The following is a 25,187-nucleotide window of genomic DNA, read 5'->3' as shown; positions in this document are numbered from 1 at the left end:
TTCTGCCTCCGGCTACCAGGTGAGTCCTTCGTAGGTGATGCCGTCGCGGCGCTCCACGATTCGACGACCGTCCACGACGACTGGTTCGGCCATCGCGTCGAAGGCGTCGTTGAGCGCTGCGAATTCGTCCCAGTCAGTGACGACGACTGCGCCGACCGCGCCGTCCAGGGCTTCTCGGGCGCTCTCCGCGTACGCCACGTCTGGGCGCTCCTCGGCCATCTTCTCGGTCGCGACTGGATCGTAGGCGACCACGTTCGCGCCGCGTTCTTGCAGGCCGTCGATGACGGGAATCGCGCGCGTGCCGCGAATGTCGTCGGTTCCCGGCTTGAACGACAGGCCGAGGACGGCGACGCGTTCGCCGGTCACGTCGACGTGGTCGTCCAGGAGGTCGAGTAGCCGTTCGGGCTGGCCGTCGTTCACCTCTACGGCGGCTTCGAGGACCGCTGGGTCGTACCCCTCCTGTTTCGCGGCGGCGATGATTGCGGCGATGTCCTTGGGGAAACAGCTTCCGCCCCAGCCGACTCCCGACCGGAGGAACCGGCCGCTGATGCGGTCGTCGTGGGCGATGGCGTCCGCGACCTCGTAGGCGTCGACGTCGAACTCCTTGCAGATGTTCCCGAGGTCGTTGACGAGGCTCACTTTCGACGCGAGGAACGCGTTGTTCGCGTACTTGATCATCTCGGCCTCACGGACGCCGGTCTCCACGATGGCCGCGTCGGGGGCCTCCGAGAGGAGTGGCTCGTAGACGTCGCGGAGTTCGGCGTACGTATCGTCGTCGCGAGCGCCGAACACGACCTTGTCCGGGTCGATGAAGTCCGAGACGGCCGACCCCATCCGCAGGAACTCCGGATTCATCGCCACCGTCGCGTTCTCGAACCCGCCTCGTTCGAGTGCGGGTTCGACGACGTTCTCGGTCGTCCCCGGAACCACCGTGCTCTTCACGACGACGAGGTGGTCGTCCTGGCCCGCGAGCGCCTCGCCGAGAGACTCCGCGCCGACCTCCATGATGGACGTGTCGATACTCCCGTCCTCCCGCGAGGGCGTCGGGAGCGCGAGGAACGTCGCGTCGGTCTCCAGGACAGCCTTGTAGTCCGTCGTCGCGCGCAGTCGGCCGCCGGCGTGTTCGGCGATGCGCTCATCCAGACCGGGTTCGTGAATCGGCGCGCGGCCGTCGTTGATTGCCTCGACGATGTCCTCGTCAATGTCGACGTTCACGACCTCGTGACCGAGGTCCGCGAAACACGCCGCGATAGTCGTGCCGACGTACCCACTGCCGACGATGCTAAGCTTCACGAGATGTCCACCTTGGCGCCTCGTACGAGCGACCTCTACTTAAACGGGGTAGACTCCCGCTGTTCACCGCGGGGAGAATTCGACAAATAGTGAGCAGGCACCGTCACCACTCAGTCCGGGATATCCAAGTTATCGGCGGCGAGGAGTAACATTCCTTCCCAAGTAAGGCCGTGTCTCTTCTTTGCTTGCTCTAATCGCCTATGTACGTCGTCGTCAACCACCACATGAATGTTTTTGACCATACATACATACAAAAACTAAACATAAATTAGCCTTGGGGGAGAAGTGAAGTTGATGAAGCGGACCAACACCTTTGAGGTAGTTCCGCAGTCCGACGCGGACAAGGAATTACTTCGACACCTGTTGGACGCTTCTGCCGCTCTCTGGAATGAGATCAACTACGAGCGCCGCGAGAACTACGCCGACCCAGACGGCGAAGTGTGGGAAATCAGCGAGTATCGGGGCCGCTACGGCGGCACGCTCGGTGCGTCCACGGTACAGCAAATCGAACGGAAGAACCGCGAAGCGTGGAAGTCATTCTTCGCACTCAAAAAGAAGGGCGAAGCCAACGGCAGACCTGGATACTGGGGAAATGCCGATGACGGCCGCGAACTCCGCACGTACATCCGTAATACATCATACTCCATCGAGTGGGGCGAACACTCCCGGCTCGAAATCCTCGTCGGTCAAGACGTCAAAGACGAGTACGGGCTCGGATACTGCGAACGACTTAGTCTCGAAGTTCGGGGAGACCCCAACTGGAAGGAGTACAACAAGCAAGGCCGGTTAGAGTTGTTCTGGGACGAGAACGCACAGACATTCAGGGCTTTTCAGCCAGTCACGATTAACACTTCTAGACTGGCACACCCACTGGCTTCGGAAGAAGCCGCGCTGGATATTGGTGCAAACAACCTCGTCGCCTGTACGACCACGACTGGCCAACAGTACCTGTACGAAGAGTCCGACCTGTTTGAGCGCTTCCGCAAGACGACGCGAGAAATCGCTCGGCTCCAGTCGCTTTTGAGCGACGGACAATACAGCAGTCACCGCATCCGACGGCTGTATCGACGCCGGACGCGACGCCGGGACCACGCCCAAGACGCGCTTGTACGGGACCTAATTGAACAGTTGCACACCGAGGGCATCTCAACGGTGTACGTCGGTGCGTTGAGGAATGTACTGGATGCGCACTGGTCAGTTCGGGCCAACGCCAAGACGCACAACTTCTGGGCGTTCCGCGCGTTCGTGAAGCGGCTGGCTTGTACCGCCGAGGAATACGGCGTTTCCGTGGAAGTGCGCTCGGAAGCGTGGACTTCCCAAGAGTGTCCGCAGTGCGGTTCGACCGACCGCACGACGCGCCACCACGATACACTCACGTGTCCGTGCGGCTTCGAGGGACATGCCGACCTCACCGCATCCGCGACGTTCCTGAAGCGGCAGCAGAACCCTTCGAGTCCTGCTCAGCAAACGAGACTCAGTATGCCTCATAACAGGCAGACGAACGTAGCACGGCCGATGGCACGGCCTGTGCGCCTCAAGTGGGACGACCACGAATGGTCAGAGTCACCACACTCTTGTTCCAACGAGGAGCGCACGAACCCGCAAGTTGCCTCCGTGGGTCGGTAAGCGATATCCCCAGTGCGAGGAAACCCCGGCGTTCACGCTAGGGAGGATGTCATAAATGTCGTTCGTCACGGACAGAGACGGACACCCCGCTCCTGAACGTCAAGAAGCTCCAATGAACGACGCGTCCGCGGACGTCTTCCCGCGGTTGAACGACAGGACTCGCGCGCGGATCACGTCGCCCTCCGAGACGCTGCCGGGGACGTCCTCGGCGAATACGACGAACCCCTCGACTTTCCCGACGGCGACGCGCTCGCCGGAGTGGTGGTCCGCGAACTCCGTGATTCCGAACTCGTAGGTCTCCCCGAGTTCCACTGGTGGCGCGCGTTCCTGGGCCGACTCGTGAGCGCGCTTGGACTGCCGTCGCCCGGATGACCGACGTCGCAACAGCACGACCAGCGCGAGCAACAGGACTGCGGCCCCGACACCCACTGCGACTAGCTCGACCTGCTCCAGACCGACCTGTTCCATACGCACTCGGTGGTAGCAGGACTACAACAAACCATCGGCCCGACGCCAACGGACCACTCACTCCGACAATTTCTACCAGCGCCCTGCGCTAACTCGACTTCTGGTGGAGATCCTCATACTCGGCGTCGCGGGCTCAGACCATACGAGAGTCCCCCTCGACAGCACACCATCGAAGTCGGATTCTTCATAATCGGCTCAATCGCCCGCAAGAGCACGCTATGAGCGAATCTATGGAAGGGGATTGTGATTGGGGAAGACGGGGAGGAGTGGACGTGATACTCCTGATTCCGAGTAGTAGAGGGGTTGGAATCCTGGATTCGGGGTGCTGAGGGTAGTTCTCGAGGAGGACTCGTGCCCGGGTTGCTACGAAACCCCTAGACGGCGGCGGATTATGAACGTCTGACTCGGGTACGGATGCGTTCTCTCGAACTTGCGCTTGGCCCTACCGAGTACTACTCCGGCCGTTCGGCACCCCAGAACAGCCAATTCACCACGAGCCCTCCGAACCCCACGGTTCATACTCTACCTGAATCCCTCCCTCAGTATGTTCTTGCGGGGTGGAGTGCCGATTAGGAGGCTCTGGTTCTGTGTCGAGCAGGCAGTAGAGCGTGTATAGTTCGATCACGCGGCGTGTTGTGCTGTATGGTCCGCGTTTCGTAACTGGTGCTTTCTCTCGTAGGGAGGTACAGGTCGTCTCTGCGAGTTGAATTAGGGCGTACGGTTGTGGTGGGTGTGCTCCGCGTCTGCTACCGGTTTGTTGGTTAACGTCACTCCGGAACGAACGTCACGTAGTGGCCGTCGGGGTCCTGCACTCGCACTCCCGGTTCGACGTCCGCGACGTCGCAGACCCGGTCGGCGACCGCCGCTGCTGCACCTCCCGGGTCGCCCGTAGTGAACGCGAGGTCCGCGTGGACGGCGCCGCGGGCGTCGGCGATGCCGCGCTGGGGCTCCCAGAGTTCGAGGTCGACAGGGCCGGTGAGTCGGACGCGGCGGCGCTGGTCGCCGCGGTCGACGACGCCGAAGCCGAGGTCGCGGTAGAGCGCTTCCGAGCGGTCGAGGTCCTCGACTTCGAGGACGACTTCGAAGACGCCCGTGAGCGCCGCGTCGCCGTCCGCTCCGCCGGTTCCGATCTCGACGCAGTGGCCGTCCGGGTCGTCGAAGTACAGCGAGCGCGCGGCGCCGAAGTCGAACTCCGCGAGGTCGAAGTCGTCCTCGAGGCGGTCGTACCACTCGTCGTAGCGGTCGGGCGGCGTCGAGAACGCGTAGTGGACGTGGACGCCACCCCGGGGGACCGTCGAGGGTTCGCGCAGCACAAGCGTCGTGTCCCCGATTTCGTAGCGCGCCTCGTGGTCGCCCTGGGTGCCGTCGAGACCGAGGTGGGTCTCGTAGAACGTCGCTGCGCGGTCGACGAAGAGCACCTCGAGTGCGAGTTCGTCGAGCGCCGTGAGCATACCTGTCGTTCGTTCGCGTCCACCATAGTCCTACCCCGTTTTATGGAGATGCCGACCGAAGCACCCGGTATGGCTCTCAAAGGCAGCGGACGCGCAACCAACTTCGAGGTCGTCGACCGCTTCGACGGCGGTCTCGGGTGGGTCGCGTACCCCGATGAGACGATGCGACGGACGAGTCACGCACTCGCCGTGGACGGGGACGTGTGGCTGATCGACCCCGTGGACGCCGAGGGGATCGACGAACTGCTCGCCGACCTGGGCGAAGTTCGGGGCGTCGTCGTGTTGATGGACCGGCACTCGCGGGACGCGGTGACGTTCGCGCGTCGCTACGATGTCCCGGTCTACGTGCCGCCGTTCGTGGACGTCGACGTCGACGCGCCGACCGAACAACTCGTCGGCCGACTCCCGGACAGCGAGTTCCAGGTCGTCCAGACCGTCGACTGGCCGGGGTGGTCGGAGGCGGCGCTGTACGACGGCGAGACACTCGTCGTCGGGGACCTCGTGGGCAGCGTCGAGTACTTCGTCGCCGGCCCCGAGCGGATCGGCGTCCACCCGATGCTCCGCGTGATACCGCCGCGCGTGCTCCGGGAGTTCAGCCCGGAGCGCGTCCTCACGGGTCACGGTGACGGCGTCATGGAGAACGGTGCCGCGGCGTTGCAGACGGCCGTCGACGGGGCGCGGCGGCGCGCGCCGAAGGTGTGGCTGCGCGGTCTGCGGTCGCTGTTCTAGTCGCGGAGCTCTTCGAGGCGCCGGCTCTGCTCGCGGTGGAGCGTCACGACGAGATCCGAGAGCAGTCCGAACATCAGTAACTGGAGGCCGAAGAGCACGCTGACGCCGCCGACGACGGTGAGCGCCTCGTGGGAGATGCCGTTGATGAACCAGTCGTAGGCGACGTACGTGGCGATGGCCACGCCGACGGCGCCGAAGATGGCGCCGATGCTGCCGAAGTAGAACAGCGGGTTCGACGTCTTCGCGAGGCTGTACAGCGTGACGATGATGCGCCCGCCGTCGGAGATGGGGTGGAGGTTCGTCTCCGAGCCGTCTGGACGCGGCCTGTACGTGGTGGGTACGACTTCGACGGGGATGTCGTGGCGCGCGCACTCGACGGCCATCTCCGTCTCGATGCCGAAGCCCTCCGCGGAGAGGAACATCTGCTCGAAGGAGTCCCGCGTGAACGCGCGGTAGCCGGAGAGGATGTCGCCGTAGTCCTCGCCGTGGATGCGACGGAACGCGGCGTTGATGATGCGGTTGCCCACCTGGTTCAGCCGCGACATCGCGCCCGGTTGCATGTCGGCCGTGCGGTCGCCGATGACGTGGTCGGCGTCGCCGGTGACGAGCGGGTCGAGGAGGCGCGGCGCCTGCTCCGGCGGGTTCGTCCCGTCGCCATCGAGGAGAATTACGTACTCCTGTTCGATGTGTTCGACGCCCTGGCGGACGGCCTGGCCCTTGCCGGTGCCGGTCTGGTCGACGACGCGGGCGCCGCGCTCACGGGCGATTTCGGCCGTGTCGTCCGTCGAGTGGCCGTCGACGACGAGAACGTGATCGATGCCGACGTCGTGGAGGCCGTCGACGACGTCGCCGATAGTTTTGGCTTCGTTCCGGGTGGGAACGAGGGCGCACACGTCCTCGTAGTCGGTCATTGGACTCAGTTCTGTAGGGAGGTGAAAAACGCTTTGCGTTTTCGAGCAATCCAAATCACCTTATGCGTTGGCGCCGGTGTAGCACGTGAACACAAATGTCGGACACTGTGACCGTCGGCGTGACGGGTGCCGGTGGCTACCTCGGTTCCCACGTCACGCGGACGTTGCTCGACGCCGGTCACGACGTCGTTCCCGTCGACGACTTCAGTAACGGGGATGTGCAGTCTGTCGGCGGACGCGAGGTAGCGGACGTCGACGTTCGCGACAGGGACGCGCTCTCTCGGGTTTTCGAGGGCGTAGACGCCGTCGTTCACCTCGCTGCCGTCAGCGACGTGGAGACGTGCGAGCAGCGACCTGGGGCGGCGTTCGACGTGAACGTCGGTGGGACGGAGAACGTCGCGTGGCTCTGCCGGGAGCGCGGCGTCCCGCTCTCGTTCGCCGGGAGCGTCGCGGTCTTCGGGGAGCCGGAGACGTTTCCGCTGGCTCCCGGGACTCGGCGCGACCCCCTGAATCTCTACGGCGTGACCAAGCAGATGAGTGAGGACGACATCCACTCGCTGGCTACGCGGTCGTTTCCCGCACACGTCTTCCTGATGGCGAACCTCTTCGGCGCCCACGAGACGGACGGCGACCTCGTTCGGAAGCGGACGGTCATCGACATCTTCGTCGACGCGGCACGGAACCGCGAGCCCCTGACAGTGTACGACCCTGGAACGCAAGCACGGAACTTCGTCCACGTCGCCGACGTGGCTGACGCCTACCGACTGTCGGTCGAGGCGCTCGTCGGGGACGACCCCGGTGCGACGACATACACGCTGGGGACCGGCGAAGTGTTGTCTGTCCTGAAAATCGCGGAACTCGTCCAGAACGCTGCCGAGGCGGAACTCGGCTATCGGCCCGAGATCGAGCGCGTCGAGAACCCTCGCGACGAGGCTATCGCCGAACAGTTCTCGATGGAGACTGGCCCGATTACCGAGGACCTCGGGTTCGAATCGAGCCGTTCTGTCGAGGACACCGTTCGGAGGTTGATGCGGGCATGAAAGCGGTCGTCGTCGCTGCAGGCGAGGGTACGCGGATGCGACCGCTGACAGCGAGACGCCCGAAACCTCTCCTGCCGGTCGCCGGCCGTCCCATCGTCGAACACGTCATGGACGCCTGCGCGGACCTCGTGGACGGCTACGTGCTGGTCGTGGGCTACCGTGGCGACCAGATGCGGGACCGAATCGGCGAGGAGTTCGCCGGCCACCCCGTGACGTACACCGAACAGACGGAACAACTCGGTACCGCCCACGCGATCGGGCAGGCGGCCGACTACGTCGACGAGCGCTTCCTCGCGCTGAACGGCGACGTGCTGCTCACCGAGGAACTGGTGACGGCGCTCGCGGAGACGCCCGCGAACGCGATGGCGGTCAAGCGCGTCGACGACCCTTCTTCGTTCGGAGTCGTCGACGTCGAAGACGGCAGTGTGACGGGTATCGTCGAGAAGCCAGACGACCCACCGTCGAATCTCGCTAACCTCGGCGTGTACGCGTTCGAATCGGACATCTTCGACTACATCAAAGCCACGGACCTGAGCGAGCGCGGCGAGTACGAGATCACCGACTCGCTCGGGTCCCTGGTCGCGGACGGCGAACGCGTGGACGCCGTCGAGTACGACGGTGCGTGGCTCGACGTCGGGCGTCCGTGGGACCTCCTCGATGCAAACGAGACGCTGCTCGCGGACCTCGATGACGACCGTCGCGGAACTATCGAAGAGGGAGCTACCATCCACGGTCCTGCCGTCGTCGAGGAGGGTGCCCGCATTCGAGCGGGCGCGTACGTAGAAGGTCCAGTGCTGATTCAGTCAGGTGCGGACGTCGGACCGAACGCCTACGTCCGCGGGTCGACAGTGGTCGGACGGGACGTTCGCGTCGGCAACGCCGTCGAGGTGAAGAACTCGATACTGATGGCCGACACTGCTGTCGGCCACCTCTCATACGTCGGCGACTCCATCCTCGGGGAGGACGTGAACTTCGGTGCCGGAACCAAAGTCGCGAACCTGCGCCACGACGACGAGGCTGTCGAGATGCGGGTGAAGGGCGAACCCGTGGACACCGGTCGGAGAAAGCTCGGTGTCGTCGTCGGAGACGGGACGAAGACCGGCATCAACGCGAGCATCAACGCCGGCGTGAAACTCGGGGCGAACACGACGACGCCCCCCGGAAAGCCTATCACGCGCGATACGGATTCTCAGCTATGAAGGCAGTCGTTCTCGCGGCCGGCGAGGGGACGCGACTCGAACCCCTCACTGCCGTCCGCCCGAAACCGATGCTCCCCGTAGCGAACAAACCGCTCCTGGAGCACGTCGTTGAGGCTGCGGCCGACGCCGGCATCGACGAGGTCGTGCTGGTCGTGGGGTACAAGCGCGAACGTATCCAGAACTACTTCGGCGACGGCGACGACTGGGACGTGGACATAGAGTACGTCGTCCAGGAGAAACAGCTCGGTACCGGACACGCAGTACTCCAGGCTGAGGACGCCGTCGGCGACGAGTTCGTCGTGCTGAACGGCGACCTCATCATGGACGGCGAGTCAATCTCGCGACTCGTGGAGCGCTACGAGGCCACCGGCGAAACGGTGATGAGCGTCATTCGGTCGGACCAGCCGAGTGCGTACGGGGTCGTCCAACTCGACGGGAACACGGTCACGAACGTCGTGGAGAAACCGCCGCAGTACACCGACCCCTCGAATCTGGTGAACGCTGGTGCGTACGCGTTCGACCGGTCTATCTTCGACGTCATCCGACGAACGGACTCCGACGGAGAACGCGCTATCACCGACACCCTCGCCGAGCTCGCCGAGGAGGAGCGCGTCCTGGCGGTCCGGTTCCAGGGCCGGTGGCTGGACGTCTCACACCTCTGGGACCTCCTCTCGGTGAACGCACGTGTACTCGACCGTGTTGGAAAAGTTGTCACCGAGAGCACGTCGATCCACGAGACGGCACTCGTCGCCGGAAACACTGTCGTCGACCAGGATACCTACGTCCGACCGAACGCTTCAGTCCTCCCCGGTGTCGCTATCGGGCCGAACGTGGAGGTGGGTGCGAACGCGGTACTCTCGAACGCGGTGGTCCTCGCGGACGCCACTATCGAGGCTGGCGCCGTGGTCACTGACTGCATCGTCAGTGAGAACGCGACCATCGGCGCGAACACGACCATCGCGGGGGGCGACGCCGACGTCGTCGTGAACGGTGAGTACTACGAGGACGTTCGCCTCGGCGGCGTCGTCGGCGACAACGCCAGTCTCGGTGGAGGCGCGAATCTCGCTCCCGGAACGGTCGTCGGGAACGGGGCCGACGTGAAGACCGGAGCGTCTGTATCGGGCCGCATCGATCCGGGAGCCGTCGTCAGGAGGGGGTAACGATGTGTGGTATCATCGGCTACGTCGGCACCGACGAAGCGCTCCCCATCCTCGCTGACGGTCTGAAGAACCTGGAGTACCGCGGGTACGACTCAGCGGGCGTCGCACTCGTGAACCGCGACGGGATCGAGGTCCACAAGCAGGCCGGTGAGATCGACGATCTGGTTCTGCCAGACTCCTCGCCGGAGACCCTCGGAATCGGTCACACTCGCTGGAGTACGCACGGGAAGCCGACGGACGCGAACGCCCACCCGCACGTCGATTGCACTGGCGACGTGGCTGTCGTCCACAACGGCATCATCGAGAACTACGCTGACCTAAAGGCCGAACTCCGCGAAGACGGCCACGAGTTCACGAGCGAGACCGACACCGAGGTCGTCCCCCACATGGTCGAGGACGAACTCGCGGATGGGATGTCGCTCCCCGACGCCGTCGCAACCGTCGTTTCTCGTCTGGAGGGGAGTTTCGCACTCGGCGTCGTCGCGCCGGGCTACGACGGAATCGTCGCGACCCGTCGTGGTAGCCCGCTGGTCGTCGGTCACGGTGAGAGCGGGAACTTCATCGCGAGCGACGTTCCAGCATTCATCGAGCACACGCGCCAGGTGTCGTACATCGAAGACGGCGACATCGCACACGTCACGCCGGCCGGTGTCAGCGTCGAACAGGACGGCGAGCCCGTCGACCGCGACGTCGAAACAGTCGAGTGGGAGGCCGAAGCCGCAGAGAAGGGTGGCTACGACCACTACATGATCAAGGAGATCCACGAGCAACCCAGCGCACTCCGGCAGGCGATCTCGGGGCGCCTCGACGAACTCCACGGCGACGTCGATCTGGACATCGACCTCCCCGCCGAGTATCTCCAGTCTCTAGAGGAGATCCAGATTGTCGCCTGCGGGACATCCTACCACGCGGGGCTGTTCGCAGCACGGCTCTTCGAGGAGTACGCCTCCGTTCGGGCGTCAGTCGAGATCGCCAGCGAGTACAAGTTCACGGGAGGCCGCGATCCGTGGCGCACGCTGGTCGTCGCAGTCACGCAGAGCGGGGAGACGGCGGACACCCTGTCCGCGCTCCGGAGGGCTGACCAGAGCGGCGCGCGGACGCTCGCGGTGACGAACACCGTCGGTAGCACGGTGACCCGGGAGGCCGATCACTCGCTGTACATCCGCGCTGGCCCGGAGATCGGCGTCGCCGCGTCGAAGACGTTCGCTTCGCAGGTCGCGACGCTCACGTTGCTCGGTGTCTACCTGGGGCGACGCCGGGATACACTCGGTTCGAGTGCAGCCAGCGAGATCTTATCGAACGTCCGCGGTCTCCCCGGCGCGGTCCAGCAAGTTCTCGACGACGAGGACCTAGTGCTGGAGGTCGCCGAGGAGTACGCGGACGGAGACGCGTTCTTCTTCATCGGACGCGGACTCGGCTACCCCGTGGCGCTCGAGGGGGCGCTGAAGCTCAAAGAGATCTCCTACGACCACGCCGAAGGGTTCGCCGCTGGCGAACTCAAACACGGCCCGCTCGCGCTCGTAACACCAGACACGCCGACGCTCGCTGTGCTGACGGACGGGACGCGGCCCAGCGAGACGCTGAACAACGTCAAGGAAGTCGAGTCTCGGGGTTCACCCGTCGTCGGTTGCTCGTCCTTGGAGGCGGATGAGGACTTGCTCGACGCGCGCTTCGACGTACCCGAACTCGGCGTCATGGAACCGCTCGTCGCGAACGTGTATCTCCAGTTGTTCGCGTACCACGTTGCCAACCTGAAGGGGCGGTCGATCGACAAACCGCGGAATCTGGCTAAGAGCGTCACTGTGGAGTAAATCGTACGTCCGTAGGACGGCCCCTCCTAAGTGGCCACTCCTGTATTTCCAACTTATACTGTCCTAACCTGAGTCAATTACGGCCGTAGTATCAATACCCCGTCACCCGTCACTCATCCTGCAGGCGTCCTTCGGCTTCCTCGCGGTCCTCTGGATACCCGATGTCCATCCGCCAGCCGTCGATTGGAATCGCATCAATAGTTCGTCCTGATTGAATTAGGAGGTTGACAGCGTCAGAGAGTTCGTACTCTCCTCTGTCCGACGGCTGAACGAGGTGGCATGCGTGGAAAATCGCAGGGGTGAACGTGTAGAACCCCGTCATGACGAGATTGGATGGTGGGTTGTCGGGTTTCTCGACGACGCGGACGATTTCGCCGTACCCGTTTGTGTCGCAAACACCGTACCGGGACGCCTCTTCCAGCGGTACTTCCTCGACAAGAAAGGCAGCGTCGGAGCGGTCCTCACGTAGACGATTGACGACGTCACCGAGATTCGCGCGGAAGATGTTGTCGCCGAGCATGAGAACGAACTCGTCGTCGATGTGGGGCTCAGCCTGTAAGAGCGCGTGCGCCAGCCCTTTCTGTTCCCGCTGATGGGCGTACGTGATCGGAACACCGCGATACTCGTCCGCGTATTTCTCGATTATCTTCTCCTTCATGTAGCCGACGATGACGACGATTTCGTCTACGCCGACATCGATCAGGTTGTCGAAGACGTCTTTGAGTATCGGCTTCCCGTCCACCTCAACGAGAGGCTTGGGTTTGTCGTCGGTGAGCGGTTCGAGGCGGGTTCCCTTGCCCGCGGCGAGGACTACTGCTTGCATACTAACCCTCGTCTAGTCTCGTGATGATATACCTTCGGGGAATCAAGTGGCTAAAAGCTACTGAAGTCGAGTGGATTGACTCCACTAACGATATTTGAAAAAATACCTTAACTAATATTATAAAATGACCAGTTCTCAATTCAATACTTGGCACTCCCAGAATTGCTCTACAGCCAGTCGAAATCCTCTAATCCCTCACCTGTAATGTACGAAACCACGCCTATGACCCACATCACTATAGTGACCCAACCTGTCGGTCCAATTGGGGAAGCTCAGACGCGCTCTCTGCTAAATATAATGGCCGAGATAGGGGAAGTATCCCTCATCAGTGGGCCAATAGACGACCCGGACCTCAAGCAGTACCAGACGCAACAGTACACTGAGTCTCGAACCGGGAAGGGAGCCATTCCTGATGCGGTTGATTTCGTCCGAAACCAGATCGCTCTCTCCACGCTAGTCAGAAACGTCGACACAGATATTCTCTGGTTCAACGGGATGCAGCTTTACACGCTCCCCATCTGGATTGCGAAAAGTACCGACGTACCCGTAGTGGTCCAACCGAAAGGAGACGTTCCCCTCGCACTATACCTGAACTGGGACATTCCCGAATCTGTTCGGAGAACTCTATTCCGGGTTCTCCGGAGGGTCGAGCACATCGGCTACTCGTTGGCCGACTTTACAGTCTTCTACTCACCGAGTATGGCGGAGGAGTATGGAATCGACAACGCGATAACTAACGGTATGCGGTACATCTCTGACGACTTCGGGTACGATACACACTTCGAAGACCGGGACCCGAAAATCGGGTTCCTCGGTCGACATAACGCCGACAAGAACATCAAGACCATAGTCGAAATCGCAAAGAGCGTCGATTACGAGTTCCACTTCGCCGGGACCGGTCCGATGCTGGACTGGGTACGAAACCAAACTAGCAAGGACGATTCTATAAACATTCACGGTTGGGTAGAAGATCCCGAAGAGTTCTTGAACGAAATGAGGTTACTCGTGTACCCCTCAAGTCCGATAGAGGGACTCCCCACGACCATCATGGAGGCTCACGCTTGTGGTACCCCGACAATCACGACGGCCGTCTCGGGTAACCCCGACATCGTGATCGACGGCGAAACGGGATACCTGATTGACGAGGCTTCTGCAGAGAAGTTCGTCGACAAAATCGAATCTGCAGAGTTTGATGAACTCCGCAAGATGAGTGCGAACTGCCGGGAGATGGCGGCCGAACAGTTCACAAAAGAGGCTGCCGTGGAACGGTACGAAGCCATCATTCGAACAGTCACCGGAGGTTCGACCCCGTAGGTCGACTCCACAAGGGAACGACTCCGGCTGTCTACCGCCGACCACCCCCGACCTCGAACTTACGTTCTACTGTACTCGTCGAAGGAACCACAGACGATGTCGTCCACGAATCCACGCCACGTGTGGTTCTGAATCACGTACTCCCGGCCACGGCCCCCCATCTCCTCTCTATCGGACTCGCTCAGTGCCGCTAACTCCTCGACGCCCGAGGCGATGTACTCGGGGACGACCGATTGTACCAGGCGACCGACATCCTGCTCCGACACGAAGTTCAGGTCTGCGACTTCGTGAACGAGAATCGGCCGTTCACAGGAGAGGTACTCGAAGCACTTTATCGGCGTCGCCGACCCCTGATGGCTCACCCCGTACATCACGTCACACGCCGAAACGTATCGATAGACCTCACTGTGGGGAACGAATCCGGGGAAGTGCACCACGTCGGTTATCCCCCGGTTCTCCGCGAGGGTACGGAAGTTCGCTAACTCAGGCCCATCACCGACGACGAGTAACTCGAGGTTGTCGACGTCGATCTGGTCGACTGCGCGCAACAGTTCTTCGATTGCGTGGTACGGTTCCATCGTGCCGACGAATCCGACGACGAACGACGAAGGCGCGACGTCACAGTCGATCTCGGCCCGGGCTTCCATCTTCGGTGCGGGGCGGAGCCGGTCCGGGTCGACTGCGTTCGGGAGTACGGTCGCTTCTTCCTGCCCTGGTCGGCGCAGCCGGTCTGTATCCTGCTTGATGTCCTCGCTCGCCGTGTAGACACGGTCGGCGACCCGGACGTTGTACCGATACAACCGCGAGAGCACTCGGTTGAACCGGAGCGTCTTGTAGTGCCGTCCCCGGGAGAGCAGGACGTACGGAACGTCCTTCCGGGAGGCCACGAACGCGGGGGCGAAGAAGACTGGAGCCATCCTGGCGACCACGAGGTCTGGGTCGACGGAGTCGAATACGCTCCTCAACGTCCGGTACAGTCGAATAGAGGAGAGCCCGTGTTCCAGGACGTCCATCTTCGAGTTGGTGGCGGGGAAGTGGACGAGGTTGTCGATCGACTCCGTCACGTCGGCCGGGTATTCGGCACTCGGTTCTGGACAGAGAACTGTCGTTTTGATTCCCGGGTGCTTGGCGAACGCTATCGCGACTTCCTTCGTCGCGATGTTGTGGCCGCCAGTGCCCGACAAGTCCGATTTCGTCACGAATAGTACGTGTTTCCGGTCGTCGTCCACGGTTGGTTCGTCCATCGTTCAGAGGTATCCGAGGTCTTCGAGTCGGTTCTGTGTGTCCACGTCTACGTCAACCTGATTGAGGTGGCCAAGCCGTTCGAGGATAGCTTCGGAGAACTCGACGAGGGATTCGGGGGCTTCCCCGACGTCTGCGGGTTCGCCGCGGTGTTCAGCGAGCCGAGTGCCGCCAGATTCGAGCATTGCACGCCAATCGTTCTCGTACGCCGCCAACGAGTCTCGTTCGACGCGTTGTTCGAGAATCGCCCGGTCGATATCTGGGTGTTCGTCGTAGAAAGACTCGTCACCAAGCGCCGGGTACTCACACGCCACTCTCGGAGCGCACTGGTCTCTGATGTCGTCGACCGTGAACTCGGCGTTCCGACGACTAGCGTCGAGAATCACATCGTAGAGACTAGTTAGCGAGAACAGTTCGCTGACCTCCCCGGGCTCGATGTCAGGGTGGGAGACCACGAGAGGGACTCTACAGAGGTCGTCACTGAGCGACGCCTCGTGGCCGAATCGACGGTCCCCGTGACTGTCCGGAGAACCGAGGTTCTCGCCGTGGTCCGACGTCACGACGACGAGCGTGTTCTCGAACAGGTCGTTCCGGCGAAGTTCCGCCAGCAGTCTGCCGAGGTGGCGGTCGACAGACTCCACTTCCCCGGCGTACAGCTTCTGGAGTGTGTCGACGTCACTGTCGTCGACCTCACCGTTCTCGACGCGCTGGATGAACTTCCACGGACCCGCTACTTCGTCGTTCAGCCGCCGAATCTCCGCGTCGTCGAGGGGCGCCCCGAGGTGTTTTCGTTGGAGATCCTCGGGCGGCGCGTACGGCCGATGCGTGTCCATGTAGTTCGAGAACACAAAGAACGGTGATTCGCTCTCTGCTTCCTCCCGGAGGAAGTTCGTTATCGCTCGCGTGTTTTTCTCCGGGGCGTACGTCTCCCTGATTCCGGTTCGGAAGACGTCGTGGGGGACCGCCTGGAGGGCCGGAACGACCTCTCTCGAGACGTGGTTGATACCCACGGCGGCGAGATTCGCGAGACTCTTCGCGGGGTGAGGGTGAGCGAGCGATTCGGTGAAGTACTGCCGGAGGAGAGAGAGTTTGGGCGTTCCCGCTTCGAGGTCACTCCGGAGTTGCGTGTAGACGTCCAACCCGTCGACGTACGGTTCCGGCCCCCGAGTCGAACGGAAGTCGTCGAACGGCTCGTCGAATCCCCAGAGCGGACTCGCGAATCCGTTCCCGGAAACGCCGTAACACGTGTACTCGTTCGATTTCAGTTCGTCGACGAGGTCCGTTGGAACGCGGGATTGGCTGGGCTGGGTCACGCCGTGTTCGTGCGGGGGTTGGCCGGTGAACAGGGAAGCGTGAGAAGGGAGTGACCACGTGGCAGGAGCAACCGCCTTCTCGAACCAGACGCCGGAGTCGGCTAGCTCGCCCAGGTTCGACGCGTGCTCTCTCGCGTAATCGAGTCTGCACGCGTCCCAGACGAGAAAGAGAATGTTCGGAGGGCCGTCCGTGGAATCCATTTTCGTGCGGTTGTCGTGCCATCGGGGAATAACGGTTTCGCATTTTTATCTTCCCGTTCTGGGACTGCACCCCCGATATCAGCTTGTCAGCGTCTCATAGACTTCTAGATGATGTTCTGTATACGCGCCCCAAGAATGGTCAGATAGGAACGATGTGTGGTCTATCTCTGGTGGGTTCGAAAGGATATCCTGAATTGCGTCTGCAATTGCCTCTGCGGAATCGGTCTCTGCGACTACGCCGAGGTTGTACTCATCTACCAGAAATTCCTTCACACCACCGGGAACGGTCACGACCGGCGTCTGGAACGCTGCTGACAAGAGAGCGGTTGCGGGTACAGTCTCTTGATCGTTCAGAATCAACACCACATCACTTCTCTCGACGTATTCGAGTATGTCTTCATCAGCAACGAACCCGAATTCGGTAGTGACGTCCACTGGGTACCTATCGATCGAACTCTGAATTTCTCCTTCAAGTTCCTCTGATAACGGATTCCCAGCAATCAGCATTGATTCTGTTCCGTTCAGTTCGGCAACTGCTCGAATCCCCAGTGGTACGCGTTTGTATGGGCGTAGGTTCCCAATCATAGTGATGACTGGCCCGACCTCCGGAAAATTTATCTTCGACGAATCACCGGCATCCTTCTCATGGTGGAATATTCTGGGGTCTCCCAAACGCGCGACAGACAAATCGCCCCCCATCGAATACTCCCGTTCGATTTGATTCTGGACAGGAGGTTCAAGTACGAAGATATGGTCCGCTAGAGAAACTACTAGTCGGCGGCCCAGTTTATCTATAGCAGGAATCGATGCTTCGTGGCTCTCTACATGGTGTCCCGTCCAGACGATTTTAATTCCCGCAGCCTTCATTACCACTAGATTCAGGAGGAAGGAAAAGAATTTCAATACAGATACGAGTGGGTGAACCGACGAATCCATTTGAACCTGCAAGTAGTGGAAGTGGATGATATCGTACTTCCCGCGAATCGCAAAGAACGACATAACGAGGCTCTGAACGGGGGATAACATGAATGCGTCCACCCCGTCTACATCCTTGAGACCAGTGACGACTTGATTTTCTTCTGATACAACGTGCCAGACCTTCATACCGCGACCGATGGCCCACGGCGTTATATAGTCGTTGTCCTATCAGACCGAGCGGAAGCGGATGTGAATGGAGTAGATGTAAACTCGTTGCTGATCAATTAGTCCCGTCCAGCAAGCAGGTTCTCGATTACCGAAACGATGTAATCGAGTTTCTCTGAGGTCATGCGGTGATGGTTACCGACAAATATTCCGTCGAGGTGTATCTTCTCAGAATTATCTAAGTCCGAGTGGATTCTGTGAGGGATTGAATCGAATACAGGTTGACGAGCCATGTTCCCCGCGAGAATCGGCCTGGTCTCAATGTTGTGGTCCTCGAGATGTGCTCTCAACTCGTCCCTGGATATGGAGGCTCCATCCTTAATAAGGAGCGGGTAGGCGAACCAGGAACACTCGGCTTTCGGCCGTTCCTCCAAGAATACGAAGGTGTCAGAGTACTCAGATAGACGGTCGTTCAAGTATTCCGCATTCGAACGTCGCTTCTCTAAGAACCCATCAATCCGATCTAGTTGATGGATTCCAAACCCTCCCTGTATGTCAGTAGGCCGGAGATTGTACCCCGTGTTTGCGAAGAGGAATCGTTCGTCGATGTCGGGGTTCGATTGGACGAACCTCTCTTTGTCGTCTAACTCACGAACCCACCCGTGCGCGCGGAGCATTCGAAGTTTCTCCAGGTAGGATTCAGAGTCTGTTACAACCATACCACCCTCGATAGTAGCGATGTGGTGGGAGAAGAAGAAACTAAACGTTCCGAAATCACCGAAGCTCCCTACGTGTTCACCGTCGTACCTAGCTCCGTGTGCTTCACAGCAGTCCTCAATGAGAGCTAAATTGTGGTCCTCACAGAGATCGAGGAGTGGGTCCATCTCGCAGGGGTTACCAAGGAGATGTACTGGAAGTATAGCTGCCGTATCCTCTGTGATAGCCTCCTTCGTCGCTTCTATATCGAGTGTATACGTATTGGAGTCGACGTCTACGAGGACGGGCTTGGCATTGATATCAAGAATCGGGAAAACGCTCGTAGACCAAGATACTGCAGGAACGATTACTTCATCGCCTGGCTCAATTATAGTCCCCTCAAGTGCTTTCATCGCCAGGAGATTTGCTGAAGATCCAGAGTTAACCATCACTCCATGGTCCCGCCCCGTGTAATCACTCCAACCGTCTTCAAATTCCTCTACTTTCTCACCCATCGTCACCCACGTCGATAAGAGTGAGTCTAACGATTCTAGCACTTCTTCCGCCCCATACGTTGGTCTGCTAAGGCGTATCGTAGACTCTCCAGGGACGAATTCCTCGTCAGTGGCAAAGTGCTCCTCGATTTTTGGGCGTATATCTGAGATTAGGTCTTCTGGGTCCATTATATTCGTGAGCTTTTGATAGTGTGCGTAATACCGTTTTGCAAATCGAATTTTGGGCTCCAACCGAGTGCTTCAATTCTACTGTTGTCAGAGACCATTCGCTCTATCTCAACGTCTGAGCTCCGCCCACCGGCGTCAGAATTCACATCGATATCAGGTTTATCCAACGCGTCAAGCACCGCATCAACGACGTCCATCACAGAGGATTCTTGCCCACTTCCTATATTGTACACTCCATCAGAGGAACCGTCCGATTCTACCAGTGTCTCGATTCCCCGAACGAGATCTTGGACGTGGACAAAATCCCGGGTCGGGTCCGTATTCCCAAGTTCGACTGGCCCCCCTGATTCCGCTTGTTTGATGATCATCGGAACCAAATTGTCAGATGATTGGCCCGGGCCGTAGACGGTGAAGGCTCTGACAATCTTCGTCCCAATATCATATGCTGCTGCGTATCCATTCACTAGGTCTTCCCCCGCTGCTTTCGTCGCAGCATATGGATGAGTGGGCTGTATAGGATGGTTCTCGCTGATTGGTAGGTCCTCGGGCTTCCCATAAACCGAAGCGCTACTAAGATACACGACTTCATCCACGTTATCCCTTCGAGCCCTCTCTAGAACGTTCTGCGTTCCCACAGTATTTACTTGGAACGTCTGTTGAGGGTCCTCGATAGAGCCTTGAACGGAGACAACCCCGGCTAGGTGAAATACGGTGTCGTACCGACGAAACGAGGGGATTTCGTCTAATGTTCTCACGTCCCCCTGGATTTTCTTGGTAGAGTCAGGCCCGCACTCTCTGTCTGGTGTATCGCGTGACAGAACCGTCACATTCCGACCAGTCGCCGCTAATTCGGCAGCTAAGTGACTCCCGATAAAACCAGTTCCACCCGTGACGAGTACTTCTTCACTCATTTATCTTGCAATTGCTCTAGGTCCGCTTGGACCATTTCTCGAATGAGTTCGTCAAACGAAATTCGGGGTTCCCAACCGAGGTTCTCCTTCGCACGGGAGATATCTGCTTTCAGCGCATCAACTTCGGCTGGTCTGAAATACTTCTCGTTGACTTCTACGTAATCGTCCCAGTTCAATCCGACTTCGTCAAACGCAACTCGGGCACAGTCGCGAACGGAATGGTGTTCACCGGTCCCGATAACAAACTCCTCGGGGGAGTCCTGTTGTAGCATCATGTGCATAGCTCGCACGTAGTCCTTCGCGTGCCCCCAGTCCCGCTTCGCGTCCAAATTACCAAGTTCAAGTTTCTCTTGAAGCCCAAGCGAAATGGCTGCTGCGCCTCTGGTGATCTTTCTCGTGACGAAGTTCTTGCCTCGGCGAGGAGATTCGTGATTGAACAGGATACCGTTCACAGCAAACATATCGTACGCTTCTCGGAAGTTCACGGTAGACCAGTACGCGTAGAGTTTGGACGTTCCGTACGGACTTCGAGGCTGGAACGGAGTCTCTATTGATTGGGTTTTGTCTGGAGCATTCCCGAATATTTCGCTGGTAGACGCTTGGTAGAATTTTGCATTAGGCTGATGCTTTCGGATAGCATCGAGAACTCGTGTCGCCCCCAGCCCGGTGATGTTGCCCGTGTGAATCGGCTGGTTGAAGCTTTCTGGAACGAACGATAGAGCCGCGAGGTTGTAAACTTCGTCTGGTTCCGCTTCCCTTACCGCACGGTCCAGTGAGGACTGGTCTGCGAGATCGCCATTTACCAGTTTCAAGTCCGACAAATGGTCAATCCGGCTTTTGCCGCGTGTACTCTTCCACCGCTCCAGTCCGTACACCTCGTACCCCTTCTCTAGGAGATATTCGGCAAGATAGCTGCCATCTTGGCCTGTTACGCCTGTAATTAAAGCGGTATCAGACATCGGCCAGATATCGGGCGAGACTGTTTAACAAGCTTGCGCATCACAGAAGTGATTCAACCTGGTCACAATATCAGTGAAAGGAGCTTGATTGCTCTTGGCGTTCACCCATGCCAATACCGTAGCATTGAACACAGTCCGAGTCCCGGTGAATCCCATGCAGACTATCGCCTTCTTCGGCAGCCACCCACTCGGGGAGTCCTGTCTCGAACGCCTCCTGGACCACCCCGACGTCGAAGTCGACCCAGTCGTAACGTATCCCCGGGGCTACGACTCCTGGTGGGACGGGTCGGTTCACGACCTGACCGTGGAAAACGACCTCACAGTCTACACCCTCGACGAAGAACGGAACGTCCTGGACCACGACGTCGACTACTTACTGAGTGTCTACTACCCCAACATTCTCGGCGCGGAACTCCTCGACCACCCGAAGGAACTCCCACTGAACCTCCATCAGGCCGAGTTACCACGGTACCGAGGGTCCAACGTGTTCTCTCACTCCATCATGAATGCGAGACAGGACGACCACTGGAAGCACGGGACGACCCTGCACGTGATGGCGGAGGAAGTGGACCAGGGTGACGTAATCGAGCGCCGGTTCGTAGACATCGAGGAGGAGGACACCGCGCGGTCTGTCTACGAGAAGACGCGTGAGGAATCGATTCGACTCTTCGAAGATCTGCTGCCAAAGATCGTTTCCGGGGAGATAGGCGAGCGTCGAACCCCTCAGTCGGCGTTCGACGGTGAACGGTACTTCTACACGAAGGAGAGCCTAGACGGACTCAAGGAGATCGACCGAGCGGAACTCGTGGACCCGAACGAAGAAGCAGTGCTCTACGACCGGATTCGCGCACTCGACTTCCCGCCGTTCGAACCAGCGTACGTAGAACTCGATGGCCACCGTATCTACTTGACGAAGAACTCTTACGAAGACATCGAGAATCTGGGAGTCACGCTGTAACCGCTTCGAGAGTCACTCCGCATTCTCTGCGGATTCACTGGAGGCTACCCGAATCGAATCACGTGCCCTTCGTCGGATGACAGCCGACAGCACTCTAGCAGTTCCGTAGTCCGGGCACCCACCTCGCCGGAAGCGGCGGGCTGTCCACCCGACTGGCAAGCCTCGAGGAACTCTTCGGCCTCTACCTTGAGGGGTTCACATCGTTCTGTTTCGTACACCTGCTTTCCTTCGTCTCGAGTCCGAAGTTCACCGTCTCTGCTCGTGACTGCTGCGTCGTACAGTTCGACAACTGTATCTTCGAGGTAGTCTAGATACGCGACCTGCTCGGAACCGACCACGGTCAAATCCCGCCGTTTCCCGAAGACGGGGATCTGCCAGGACTCGTTAATGACACTCGTCGCGTTCTCGTACTCCATGACGATAGTCGCCGTCTCGTCGATATCGTCCCGGATGTGACAGTCGAGGTTACAGTAGATGGACGTTGGTTCACTGTCGAGGAGATAGTTCGAGATGTCGACGTCGTGAACTGCGAGCGAGTAGAGAACGCCAGCCGTCTCTCGAGGAACGCGGAAAGAGAATCGGTTCGTGTTCACGTACTTTATCCGACCGAGTTCCCCCCGGTCGATACGCTTTTTGAGTTCTCGAAGCGCGGGGTGGTACCGAAAGATGTGCCCGACACCCAGCGTTCGACCCTCGCGTTCAGCGGTATCTACGATGTCCCACGCCTCCTCGCTGGTCAATGCGAGCGGTTTCTCGACGAGACAGTTCACGCCGTCTTCGAGGAGTTCTGTCGCGATTTCGTGGTGTGACGGTGACGGCGTGGCCACCGTCGCCGCGTCGACGCCCAGGTCACCGAGTTCGGTGTAGTCGGTCGTGTACGATACGTCGTAAGAGTCCGCCAGTTCGGAGACACGTTCCTCTTCGATGTCACAGAGGACGACGTTCTCGATTGTTCCTTCCTCACGCAACTCTGCTGCGACGCGCGCGTGGTTCGATCCCCAGTAGCCGGTCCCGATGACAGCGTAGTTCATCGGTAGTACTCTTCGATCGTGTCACAGACGTACTCGATCTCTTTCTCGGAGATTCTTGGGTGCATTGGCAGGGAGAGAATGTGGTCGGCGAGGTCCTCAGTCGTCGGGAGTGACGATTCTCCGCGCCGTTCGACGACTGCTTCGTGTTCGTGGGCTGGTGTCGGATAGTGAATGCCGGTATCGATGCCCTGATCCTCGAGATGCGACTGGAGTTTGTCCCGGTCTGGCGCCTGAATCACGTAGAGGTGGTAGACGTGAAACGCACCGTCAGCCTCGAACGGCGTGGTGATTTCGTCTACGTCCGCGAGGAGTCGAGAGTACGTCTGGGCCGCCTGATTCCGGGCCGTGTTCCACTCGTCGATGTGTGCGAGTTGCTCGTTGCCGACTGCGGCGCGGACCTCGTCCATGCGGTAGTTCAGCCCCAGGTCCACGTGCTCGCCAACCTCGTTCCGACCGTGGTTGCGCAGCATGCGGGCCTGTTCGGCCACGTCGTCGTCGTCCGTCATGAGCATCCCTCCGTCGCCCGCCACGGTCATGTTCTTCGACGGGTAGAAACTGAACGCGCCAGCATCACCGATGGTGCCTGCTACGTCACCGTTTCGTTCCGCGAAGTGGGCCTGACAGGCGTCCTCTACGACCTTTAGGTCGTACTGTTCGGCGATTTCCGAAATCCGAGACATGTCCGCCATCTGTCCGTAGATGTGGACGGGGAACACCGCAGTCGGGTGGTCGCTACTCTCGATGGCCCTGATCAGGTCCTCCGGGTCCATCGTGTACGTCTCCGGGTCGATGTCCACGAAGACCGGGTTGGCGTTGAGTGCGAGCACTGGACTAACCGTCGCGAAGAACGTGTGACCGGGGACGAAAACGTCGTCGCCCTCTCCAACGCCCACTGACTGGAGTGCGAGTAAGATTGCTGACGTTCCACTGCTGACCCCCACCGCGTGTTCGACGCCACAGTGTCGAGCAAAGGCCTCCTCGAAGGCTTCCAGTTCCGGGCCCTTAATGTATCGAGTGCTCCGCAGAACAGACTCGACGCTCTCGAGTATTTCGTCGTCGACGTAGATATCTGTGAAATCAACATCCATTGGGTTTCCCTCTGGTTTTCTGGAGCGATGAGGTATCCGAGGAAATAGTTTGTGGTGTCGCGGGTACTCGGTGATTCCCGGTAAGGGAGTGACGTATCGGGCGTCCAGCACGTCCGTTCCTTGGAAAGACCTTTAGTCGGGAACAATCAGGGACACCGTATGAAGATTGGTTATTTCTGCTATCGTCTCTCTGGAACTGGCCCGAGGACACGGGCCAAGGATATCATCAATGGCGTCGCCACAAAGACGGACCACGATGTCGTCGTTCTGACGAAAGAACCGGGGGCCGTCTCGGACCGAGCAGAGGTCGTTGAGATATCTCTCCAGAACATTCTCGGCACGGCGATGGCCACGAAACGGGCCCTGTCGGACGTGGACGTCGCCCACGTTCCCATCAATATCTATCAGGTCTTGTTCGTTCGGTTGTTCTACCGTGGACCTCTCGTAGCCGGTGTGGGTCCCGGCATCCAACCGGGCCGCAGGCACCGTCTGTTGGGGTATCTGTTGGGTATCGACAAAAAGATGGTCGTCTCCAAGGAGCGGTCCAGGTGGACTAAATCTGGGTTCGACACCACGTCTGTCACTGCTACGATCAACCGGGAGAATTTTCACCCATACGACGAGGATGGAACCAAGCGGGCCCGAACGAAACTGAACATACCCGCCGGTGTCGACGTCGTGCTGTACGTCGGAGAGTTGAACGAGGAGTACGGGGCTGGTATCGTCGACGAGATGGCACGAATCGAAAGGGGCGACGATTCCCTGCAGTTCATCGTCGTCGGCGAGGGTGAGATGAGAAACAGGTTCCGCGACCGCACCAACGTCCGGTACGAGGGCTTCGTCGACAACGACCAGTTACCTGTCTACTACAACGCGGCCGACGTAACTATCGGTCCACGTCGAACAGACAAGACGTCGAACGTCGGCCTGGAGTCTATCGCGTGCGGGACCCCGTTCGTCACGACGGCGGATGGGTTGCTCGAGGAGATCTTCGAGAAACACGGTTCGTACGTGTGGGCAGAACGGACACCGGAGGCCGTTCTTTCGACAGTTCGGGCTCTACTTGACGACAGTACCGAGTACGAAGAACAGGTAAAGCGGGGGCTCGACACGTTCGAAGAGGCTCCTCTATCGCTCGATACAGCTATCGACACACACCTCGAGGTGTACGAGGAAGTCTCGAACCGAGGCCCGTAG

The 25,187-nt window shown here is 59.7% G+C and carries 22 protein-coding genes; 9 read left to right on the top strand and 13 right to left on the bottom strand.

The genetic code is table 11. The features are described from left to right. Window positions 1-12: 12 nt before the first annotated feature. Window positions 13-1,293, bottom strand: a complete 1,281-nt coding sequence (gene aglM / locus LT965_RS01030) for a UDP-glucose 6-dehydrogenase AglM (RefSeq protein ID WP_232702158.1) — start codon at window positions 1,291-1,293, stop codon at window positions 13-15. Between the two features lie 294 nt (window positions 1,294-1,587). On the opposite strand from aglM, the gene LT965_RS01025 reads away from it, so the two are divergent. Beyond that, on the top strand, window positions 1,588-2,919 hold the full coding sequence (locus LT965_RS01025) for an RNA-guided endonuclease InsQ/TnpB family protein (RefSeq protein ID WP_232702157.1): 1,332 nt from the start codon (window positions 1,588-1,590) through the stop codon (window positions 2,917-2,919). Between the two features lie 99 nt (window positions 2,920-3,018). Here LT965_RS01025 and LT965_RS01020 read toward each other — a convergent pair whose 3' ends face one another. Beyond that, window positions 3,019-3,387: a hypothetical protein gene (locus LT965_RS01020; protein ID WP_232702156.1), complete on the bottom strand. Its 369-nt coding sequence runs from the start codon at window positions 3,385-3,387 to the stop codon at window positions 3,019-3,021. Window positions 3,388-4,154: 767 nt separating this feature from the next. After that, window positions 4,155-4,838: a VOC family protein gene (locus LT965_RS01015; RefSeq protein ID WP_232702155.1), complete on the bottom strand. Its 684-nt coding sequence runs from the start codon at window positions 4,836-4,838 to the stop codon at window positions 4,155-4,157. A gap of 69 nt (window positions 4,839-4,907) precedes the next feature. On the opposite strand from LT965_RS01015, the gene LT965_RS01010 reads away from it, so the two are divergent. Continuing rightward, on the top strand, window positions 4,908-5,567 hold the full coding sequence (locus LT965_RS01010) for a hypothetical protein (protein WP_232702154.1): 660 nt from the start codon (window positions 4,908-4,910) through the stop codon (window positions 5,565-5,567). Here LT965_RS01010 and aglJ read toward each other — a convergent pair. After that, window positions 5,564-6,478, bottom strand: coding sequence for an S-layer glycoprotein N-glycosyltransferase AglJ (aglJ, locus tag LT965_RS01005; protein ID WP_232702153.1), 915 nt, complete (start codon window positions 6,476-6,478; stop codon window positions 5,564-5,566). The two genes, LT965_RS01010 and aglJ, sit on opposite strands and share 4 nt — an antisense overlap. 95 nt (window positions 6,479-6,573) lie before the next feature. Between aglJ and LT965_RS01000 the strand changes: the two genes are divergently transcribed. From LT965_RS01000 to glmS, 4 genes are read left to right on the top strand one after another with little or no spacing between them, the layout of a single operon-like run. Next, window positions 6,574-7,518, top strand: coding sequence for an NAD-dependent epimerase/dehydratase family protein (locus LT965_RS01000; protein ID WP_232702152.1), 945 nt, complete (start codon window positions 6,574-6,576; stop codon window positions 7,516-7,518). Continuing rightward, window positions 7,515-8,717 (top strand): bifunctional sugar-1-phosphate nucleotidylyltransferase/acetyltransferase, encoded by a 1,203-nt coding sequence (gene glmU / locus LT965_RS00995; RefSeq protein ID WP_232702151.1) that lies wholly within the window; start codon window positions 7,515-7,517, stop codon window positions 8,715-8,717. Before LT965_RS01000 ends, glmU (LT965_RS00995) begins: the two co-directional genes overlap by 4 nt. Then, window positions 8,714-9,877: a bifunctional sugar-1-phosphate nucleotidylyltransferase/acetyltransferase gene (gene glmU, locus LT965_RS00990; RefSeq protein WP_232702150.1), complete on the top strand. Its 1,164-nt coding sequence runs from the start codon at window positions 8,714-8,716 to the stop codon at window positions 9,875-9,877. Before glmU (LT965_RS00995) ends, glmU (LT965_RS00990) begins: the two co-directional genes overlap by 4 nt. 2 nt (window positions 9,878-9,879) lie before the next feature. Beyond that, the gene (glmS, locus tag LT965_RS00985) at window positions 9,880-11,688 is read left to right on the top strand and encodes a glutamine--fructose-6-phosphate transaminase (isomerizing) (protein ID WP_232702149.1); all 1,809 of its coding nucleotides are present in this window, start codon (window positions 9,880-9,882) and stop codon (window positions 11,686-11,688) included. Window positions 11,689-11,797: 109 nt separating this feature from the next. On the opposite strand, the gene aglF is transcribed toward glmS, so the two are convergent. Then, window positions 11,798-12,511 (bottom strand): UTP--glucose-1-phosphate uridylyltransferase AglF, encoded by a 714-nt coding sequence (aglF, locus tag LT965_RS00980; protein ID WP_232702148.1) that lies wholly within the window; start codon window positions 12,509-12,511, stop codon window positions 11,798-11,800. A 204-nt stretch (window positions 12,512-12,715) separates the two neighbouring features. On the opposite strand from aglF, the gene LT965_RS00975 reads away from it, so the two are divergent. Further along, window positions 12,716-13,825, top strand: coding sequence for a glycosyltransferase family 4 protein (locus LT965_RS00975; RefSeq protein WP_232702147.1), 1,110 nt, complete (start codon window positions 12,716-12,718; stop codon window positions 13,823-13,825). A 59-nt stretch (window positions 13,826-13,884) separates the two neighbouring features. Here LT965_RS00975 and LT965_RS00970 read toward each other — a convergent pair whose 3' ends face one another. The 6 genes from LT965_RS00970 to gmd all read right to left on the bottom strand — a co-directional run bounded on the left by LT965_RS00970 (window position 13,885) and on the right by gmd (window position 20,913). After that, entirely contained in the window at window positions 13,885-15,054 is a 1,170-nt protein-coding gene (locus LT965_RS00970) for a glycosyltransferase family 4 protein (protein WP_232702146.1), read from the bottom strand. Window positions 15,055-15,072: 18 nt separating this feature from the next. Next, window positions 15,073-16,581, bottom strand: coding sequence for a sulfatase (locus LT965_RS00965; RefSeq protein WP_232702145.1), 1,509 nt, complete (start codon window positions 16,579-16,581; stop codon window positions 15,073-15,075). Between the two features lie 78 nt (window positions 16,582-16,659). Beyond that, the gene (locus LT965_RS00960; protein ID WP_232702144.1) at window positions 16,660-17,685 is read right to left on the bottom strand and encodes a glycosyltransferase family 4 protein; all 1,026 of its coding nucleotides are present in this window, start codon (window positions 17,683-17,685) and stop codon (window positions 16,660-16,662) included. 98 nt (window positions 17,686-17,783) lie between these two features. Continuing rightward, window positions 17,784-19,043: a DegT/DnrJ/EryC1/StrS family aminotransferase gene (locus tag LT965_RS00955; protein WP_232702143.1), complete on the bottom strand. Its 1,260-nt coding sequence runs from the start codon at window positions 19,041-19,043 to the stop codon at window positions 17,784-17,786. After that, on the bottom strand, window positions 19,043-19,954 hold the full coding sequence (locus tag LT965_RS00950) for an NAD-dependent epimerase/dehydratase family protein (protein WP_232702142.1): 912 nt from the start codon (window positions 19,952-19,954) through the stop codon (window positions 19,043-19,045). The genes LT965_RS00955 and LT965_RS00950 overlap by 1 nt, the downstream gene beginning before the upstream one ends. Next, entirely contained in the window at window positions 19,951-20,913 is a 963-nt protein-coding gene (gene gmd, locus LT965_RS00945; RefSeq protein WP_232702141.1) for a GDP-mannose 4,6-dehydratase, read from the bottom strand. The genes LT965_RS00950 and gmd overlap by 4 nt, the downstream gene beginning before the upstream one ends. Before the next feature lie 154 nt (window positions 20,914-21,067). On the opposite strand from gmd, the gene LT965_RS00940 reads away from it, so the two are divergent. Continuing rightward, window positions 21,068-21,871: a methionyl-tRNA formyltransferase gene (locus tag LT965_RS00940; RefSeq protein WP_232702140.1), complete on the top strand. Its 804-nt coding sequence runs from the start codon at window positions 21,068-21,070 to the stop codon at window positions 21,869-21,871. Window positions 21,872-21,915: 44 nt separating this feature from the next. Here LT965_RS00940 and LT965_RS00935 read toward each other — a convergent pair whose 3' ends face one another. After that, window positions 21,916-22,902, bottom strand: coding sequence for a Gfo/Idh/MocA family protein (locus LT965_RS00935; protein WP_232702139.1), 987 nt, complete (start codon window positions 22,900-22,902; stop codon window positions 21,916-21,918). Beyond that, a complete protein-coding gene (locus tag LT965_RS00930; protein ID WP_232702138.1) occupies window positions 22,899-23,990 on the bottom strand; it encodes a DegT/DnrJ/EryC1/StrS family aminotransferase in 1,092 nt (363 codons plus the stop codon). The genes LT965_RS00935 and LT965_RS00930 overlap by 4 nt, the downstream gene beginning before the upstream one ends. A gap of 159 nt (window positions 23,991-24,149) precedes the next feature. On the opposite strand from LT965_RS00930, the gene LT965_RS00925 reads away from it, so the two are divergent. Next, window positions 24,150-25,187: a glycosyltransferase family 4 protein gene (locus LT965_RS00925; RefSeq protein WP_232702137.1), complete on the top strand. Its 1,038-nt coding sequence runs from the start codon at window positions 24,150-24,152 to the stop codon at window positions 25,185-25,187.

The sequence above is a fragment of the Halobacterium wangiae genome, assembly GCF_021249345.1.
In the GTDB taxonomy this organism is placed as follows: domain Archaea; phylum Halobacteriota; class Halobacteria; order Halobacteriales; family Halobacteriaceae; genus Halobacterium; species Halobacterium wangiae.
Note: the sequence above shows the minus strand (reverse complement) of the source record. Positions and strands in the feature narration are given on the sequence as shown.